We start from the raw sequence: 6,753 nt of genomic DNA, 5'->3' as shown, positions 1-6,753 counted from the left end.
CTGGTCGCTCGAATTACCTCACGGCTATCACGCAAATCAAAGAGGGGGATGCCTCTCAAATTGTCGAAATTATTGACGTTGAAAAAGTTTTAGCAGAGATTGTACATTACGACGTGACTATCTCGGAGGACATTCTCGATCAAGAATTGGCCCAAGCAATGGTCGGGCGTAATGTTCTGATTGTAGATGATTCCTCTACAGCTCGTAATCAAGTTCGCGATACGCTTTCTCAATTGGGTATGAATATCATCGAGTGTCGTGACGGGCTAGAAGCGTTAACGGTTTTAAAACGTTGGTGTGATGAAGGTAAAGATGTAGAAAAAGAGCTGTTGATGATGATTACGGATGCTGAAATGCCTGAAATGGACGGTTATAAACTGACCCATGAAGTGCGCCAAGATCCACGTATGTCTAAGTTGTTTATCACATTGAACACTTCTCTGAGCGGTAGTTTTAATGAAGCCATGGTACAAAAAGTAGGCTGTGATCGCTTTATATCTAAATTCCAACCGGATCTGCTGGTTGAAGTTGCTCAAGACCGATTACGCCAGATGCTTTCTAAAAGTGCATGATTAGATCTAGTGAAATCAGAGGGAGCGCACCTCTCTCTGATTTTTAACATCTCTCTCCTTAATTCCTCTGTACTAATGGAAATCCCGAGATTTACTTTGTAGATTGTTCAAGTAGTGCGTGCAATCAATCAACTTGCCAGCAATAACGTGCGTGACTTCTCCCTCTCTTTCAAGAATGCCTTTCACCATTAATACTTTAGCGCCTAAATACGCTTGCTTTTGGGCTCGTGCTGTCGCTTGCCAAACGACCACATTAATGTTGCCCGTGTCATCTTCTAGCGTAAAAAATGTCACGCCAGCGGCGGTGCCTGGAGATTGTCTTCCTGTTACCACGCCTACCACTGTGACCAGTGACTTATGCGGCTTCTCTGCCAGTTGCATCATGCGAGTAAAGTGAGGGAGTTTGCCCGTTTCTTCTAATAATTTAATTGGATGGCGGCTAAGAGATAGTCCCGTGCTTGCGTAATCCTCAATTAAATTTTCATATTCAGAGGGTTGAGTCTGGTAGCTAACATTGGGTTCTTCGACCTTGTGAAACAATGGTAGGTCAGATAAGGAATCCATTGCTGCCCAGCGAGCGTTATAACGATTCCCCGATAAGGCCTGAAATGCATTGGCTGAAGCCAATAATTCAATGTCACTTCGGCTTCTTAATATCTGCTTTACTTCTTGAATCGTTCGGTAACCATTAAGTGGTTTGCGCTCAATAAGCCTTTGTGCGCTTTCTGCGTTAAAGCCTTTCACCAAGCGAAAACCAAGTTGCACGCCGAGCCTGCCATTCGGACGTGAGACGAGATGATGCTGATATTTTGAATGATTGACGCACACCGGCAATACTTCGATGCCATGTCGGCGAGCATCTTGTACTAATTGCGATGGGCTATAAAATCCCATTGGTTGGCTGTTCAACAATGCAGTGTAAAATTCGGCTGGGTAATAATATTTTAACCATGCAGAACAATATGCCAGCACTGCGAAAGACGCTGAATGACTTTCAGGGAAGCCGTACTCACCAAAGCCGCAAATCTGATCGAAAATGCGCTCAGCAAACGCTAAGTCATAGCCTCTCTCTTGCATACCATTGATCAGTTTTGGTCTGAATTTAGCGAGATCGCCATTCTTTTTCCATGATGCCATCGCTCGACGGAGTTGATCGGCCTCGCCGCCGCTAAACCCTGCGGCTACCATGGCTAGCTTGATGACTTGCTCTTGGAAAATAGGGACGCCCATAGTCCGCTCCAGAACGCTTTTTACTTCTTCCGATGGATAACTGACAGGCTCTTTGTGATCTCGTCGTTTTAGAAAAGGATGCACCATATCACCCTGAATAGGGCCTGGACGAACAATTGCAATTTGAATCACTAAGTCGTAATAACAAGCAGGCTTTAGGCGAGGAAGCATGCTCATTTGTGCACGAGATTCAATTTGGAATACGCCTATCGTGTCAGCTTTTTGGATCATGCGGTACACGAGTGGATCATCTTGTCGGCGAGTGATCTCGGAAATCGAGAGGGATCGCTGGTGATGTTTCTCGACCAGTTGAAAGCACTTTTTGATGGCGTTTAACATGCCGAGTGCGAGTACATCGACTTTTAGTAGCTTCAAGCTTTCTAAATCGTCTTTATCCCATTGAATGATAGTGCGCTCTTCCATCGAGGCATTTTCAACAGGTACCAACTCATATAAAGGGCCAGATGAAATTACAAAGCCACCTACGTGCTGAGATAAATGGCGTGGGAAGCCAATGATCTCGTTGACCAATTGGATAAACTGCTGCCCTTTGAGAGATTCTGGTTGTAAGCCCAGTTCAATAATTTGAGCTTGCCAGCCTTGGCTGCGATCTCGGCGATTAACGTTCCTAATGAAAAAATCTAATTGGGTCTCTTCAATCCCTAGTGCTTTACCGACTTCACGCACGGCACTTTTAAAGCGATAGCTGATCACTGTTGCAGCAAGTGCTGCACGCTCACGGCCATATTTTTTGTAAATATACTGGATAACTTCTTCACGGCGCTCGTGTTCAAAGTCCACATCAATATCCGGCGGTTCCTTACGTTCTTTACTGATAAATCGTTCGAATAAGACAGCGATTTGTCGAGGATCGACGGCGGTAATTTCCAGGCAATAACACACCACAGAGTTTGCAGCGGAACCTCGCCCTTGGTAAAGAATGCCTTGCTGTTTCGCGAACATTACGATGTCGTGAATAGTAAGGAAGTAGTAGTGGTATTTAAGCTCTTGAATAAGCGCCAGTTCATTCTCGATGGTTTGATTGACTTCTGCTGGCACGCCTTCAGGAAAACGCAGCTTTTTACCACGTTCGACCAACATACGTAAGTAAGAGTCGGGTGTATAACCATCTGGGATCAGCTCGGTAGGATATTCGTATTTTAAATCGGAGAGCTTAAACTCGCATAAATCGGCGATGTAAGTACTTTCTTCCAGCCATTCTGGTTTGTAAATCCGAATCAACTTTTTAAAAGGACGAAGCGCTCGCTCAGTATTCGAAATACGGTCAAAACCGAGTTTATCGACGCTACACCCATGTTTTATAGCAGTAAGTACATGTTGTAATGGCAAGCGTTCAACGTCATGCATGAGAACGCCTCCGCAGGCAGTTATAGGTAATTGAAATTCATGTGCTAACTGCTCGCAGTGCGCAATGTACTCAGTATCGTTGTTACTCAAATGGCGCTGAATCGCTACCCACAAACGATTAGCGTGGTGTTGATTGAGCCAGCGCCCCCAATAGTGATCACTCTCTTGATGTGTGGGCAGCCACAATACCAAACAATGTCGAACCGACATCAAATCCCATTCGAACAGTTGATAGTTGCCTTTTTCACTGCGTCTTCTTGCGTTTGTGATGATACGACACAACTCGGCATAAGCCTTGCGACAAGGGCAAAGCAGTACGATTTGGCATTCATCATTTAACCAAAACATACTTCCAACGATTTGTTTGATATCGAGTTTATGTTGTTCGATGGTCGCATGGGCTTTGACAACGCCCGCGACTGAACATTCATCCGTTATAGCTAGAGCTTGATAGCGATAGAAAGCAGCTTGGAGTACCAGCTCTTCTGCATGAGAAGCTCCAGTCAAAAAAGAGAAGTTAGACTGACAAAATAGTTCCGCGTAACTCATAATGACCCAACAAAAATAACTGTCGATTTAACAAAAATAGCCATGAAGAAACCAGTGCTTGTGCTGATCACGAAATATCCATAACCAGCGGCCTTGCTTGGTGTGTGCAATGTAGTAATCACGCATGATCTCATCACCATCCCACCACCCAGAAACTATTCGCTCAGGTCCGTGGACCAAAGAAACTTGCTCTTGCAATACAATGGGAGTCGGTAATTGCATTGCTGGGCGTAGTATGGATGGTATGGCGTGCCCCTTTTCATCCGTAGCATCAGCAGGGCGATACTGACTGGCCTTTTCTGGTCTAGGATCGCAAGCAATATTGGGTTTTAAAACGGCACTTTTTCCCAATTTAGCTTGCAGTAAAGAAAGCAACTCTAAAGCATTCATGTTTCCTTTCTGCCCAGCAAAGAGATCGCGTGATGCACTAAGAGGCTCACCTTGACGGATGACTTTTAACGTTAGCCCTGTGACTGGGCCATTAAGCGAGAGTGACTCTAAGCTCAAACTCGCTAACTGTTGCCAACGCTGACATAGGTAATCACCTTGCGCAGAAGTGAGTTGAAGGTGTTGCTCTTGTTTCTCACGCTGGTGGAGTGTTAAACACAGTTCAAAAGCGACCTTATCTCTTAATTTAAGAAAGATTTCGAGTTGACGAAGCAATTTGGCCAACGGCTTTTCAATCCACTGAACGTTTTCGATCTCAAACAACAGCTCTAAATAAACTTGGAAGGATTCGGTAGGGTGATAAAAGTCGACAGGGTGTTTAAACTGCCCAGTCAGTCGACCAACGTAGTTCACCAAATCGATATCAAAGCGTCGTGCGATGTCTTGCAATGGCAGTTCAAGCAGGTTTTGCAATGTGGTGACACCTACACGTTGTAACTTCTCTACGGTAGCGTTTGATAAATCTGTCAGTGTTAACGGTATTGGTGATAAGGCTTTTTGTATGGCAGATTTGTCTTCGCTGATGACGTTCGCTCCTGATAATGCCATCAATTTGGCAGCAAAAGGCGAAAAACCACATCCGAATTGAAAACTCAGTTTCAGCTCCGATAAGTGAGCTCTGACTTTGTTCCAATAGTTTTCAAACCCTTCATACAGAGCGAGCATTGGAGTAGCACGCAGCAAAATACCTTGGTTTGGCATCAACACAACGTCAGATGTGATCAAATACAGCCATTGAGCAATTTCTTGTAACTTGCTCCATTCGGTGTGCGGATGATAAGGATGCACTTGTAAATCTCGACACAAGGACGCAGCACTGCCTAGGCCCATACCTGGCTTAATGCCTTGTTGTTCGGCAATCTCGTTGTATTGAATAATCTGGCAACGTTGGCTTTCGACAATCACCACGGGTTGTTTTTGGTTATCACCAAAGAGTGCGTCTAGCTGCAGGCGAGGGAAGTGCAAGTAAATCCACAGAGCCATATCACTAACCTTGGTTCGCCAGTGGGAAATTGACCACAGTCGAGTGCACAGTTTCAGATGATGGTTTCACCAGTTGCGGGTAATGGTGTTGGAATCCGATACTAACGCTACCTCTATTCCAGCCTCCTTTCCTTTTCAGCACTTCAACATGAATCCCTTGCTCGTCGCCTTTCAGTTTTAAACTGAGTGACACAGGCAAAGACAAGCGGTTGATAGTATCTGTTTTAAGCATAAAGAGAGGGCAAGTACCTTGTTCACTCGCTACCTGTAAGCGTTTCACTTGATGTATTTCAAGCTCTTCTTGCCATAACAAAACATTACTGCATACCCCACTTTTCAGACATTGCTCTGCAGCCCAAAGAGCATCTTTGGGATGAGCTGGATTAACGACCCACACTTGGTTTATATCCAAACCGATGTAGTGTAAGAACAGAGAATTCACTAACGCGGGAGGTTGAATAAATGCGGTCACACCATTGGTCTGGGTGGCTTTTAAATAAGGAGCGAGCAAACGCAATTCACCAATACTACCAATAGATTCCATCTCCACTACGCCATGAGGTGGAAAGCCTCCGCCGAGCAAATCATCTAATTCAGAAAAACCGGAACTAGTCTGCAACTGCTGAGGATCTGCTTTCGTTAAATTTGCTTGCCAAACAAGGTGTTGGCTTTTTAAGTTCTGAATAATATCTTGCATAATAAATACCTGTATATATATACAGTATATTTCTGTGGGAGAAAGTCGCAAGATTTTTATGAAGAGAGAAATGAAAAAAGGCAGCGTTTGCTGCCTTTTCAATCGATTATGTGAGGTAACCTGAATGAGTTATTTACGCTTCGGTTGAGCGTCGATGCACTGACCGTTCACATCGGTAACCGCAGGATCCATTAAGTGCAAATATAGCGGCATGATATCCAGTGGCGTTTTGAGAGTATTCGCATCTTCACCCGGATATGCTTTTTCACGCATGCGAGTACGAGTGGCACCAGGGTTAATTGCGTTAACGCGGATCGGTGTATCACTCAGCTCGTCAGCTAAAACTTGCATCATGCCTTCTACGGCAAATTTAGAGATAGCGTATGGCCCCCAGAATGCGCGGCCAGAGTGGCCGACGGTTGAAGAGGTAAAGATAATACGCCCAGCTTCTGATTTACGCATCACAGGCAGTAATGCTTGAGTCATTAGCACTTCGGCTTTCACGTTGATCTGCATGATATCGTCGAAGTCTTCCTCTTTGATTTGATCAAATGGACACAGCGAACTCAAGACACCTGCGTTGTGTAATAGACCATCCAAGCGACCAAACTGTCCTTCGATTGTCTCTGCCATATCAATGTAATTCTGCTGAGTTGCACCCTTGAGATCCAATGGAATGATAGCAGCTTGTGGATAGCCAGCAGCTTCAATCTCATCATAGATAGATTCAAGGTTTTGCACATTTCTACCCAAGAGAATAACAGTTGCACCGTGCTCGGCATAAGAAAGCGCGGCTTGACGGCCGATGCCATTACCAGCGCCAGTAACAAGAATGACTTTACCTTTTAGAGCATCAGCTGAAACGGAGTAGTTCACGGCGATAAATCCTTATTATTGTAAGAGGGC

Annotated in this window: 5 protein-coding genes; 1 reads left to right on the top strand and 4 read right to left on the bottom strand. The window is 44.8% G+C overall.

The window, feature by feature from the left end; all coding sequences use genetic code 11:
- On the top strand, positions 1 to 572 hold a 572-nt coding region (locus IQR33_RS33850), incomplete at its 5' end, for a response regulator (RefSeq protein ID WP_228014045.1).
- 72 nt (positions 573 to 644) lie between these two features.
- Here the strand turns inward: IQR33_RS33850 and IQR33_RS20845 are convergent.
- From IQR33_RS20845 to IQR33_RS20830, 4 genes are all read right to left on the bottom strand, one after another.
- A complete protein-coding gene (locus IQR33_RS20845) occupies positions 645 to 3,719 on the bottom strand; it encodes an error-prone DNA polymerase (RefSeq protein ID WP_193844012.1) in 3,075 nt (1,024 codons plus the stop codon).
- Between the two features lie 27 nt (positions 3,720 to 3,746).
- Positions 3,747 to 5,150, bottom strand: a complete 1,404-nt coding sequence (locus IQR33_RS20840) for a Y-family DNA polymerase (RefSeq protein ID WP_017633865.1) — start codon at positions 5,148 to 5,150, stop codon at positions 3,747 to 3,749.
- Between the two features lie 4 nt (positions 5,151 to 5,154).
- Positions 5,155 to 5,847 (bottom strand): translesion DNA synthesis-associated protein ImuA, encoded by a 693-nt coding sequence (imuA, locus tag IQR33_RS20835; RefSeq protein WP_017633866.1) that lies wholly within the window; start codon positions 5,845 to 5,847, stop codon positions 5,155 to 5,157.
- Positions 5,848 to 5,976: 129 nt separating this feature from the next.
- On the bottom strand, positions 5,977 to 6,723 hold the full coding sequence (locus tag IQR33_RS20830; RefSeq protein WP_005372980.1) for a YciK family oxidoreductase: 747 nt from the start codon (positions 6,721 to 6,723) through the stop codon (positions 5,977 to 5,979).
- Between the last annotated feature and the right edge of the window lie 30 nt (positions 6,724 to 6,753).

Source organism: Vibrio sp. OPT46, from assembly GCF_015163535.1.
Classification (GTDB): Bacteria; Pseudomonadota; Gammaproteobacteria; order Enterobacterales; family Vibrionaceae; genus Vibrio; species Vibrio alginolyticus.
The sequence above is the reverse complement of the archived record's forward strand: the minus strand, read 5'-3'. Positions and strand labels throughout refer to the sequence as shown.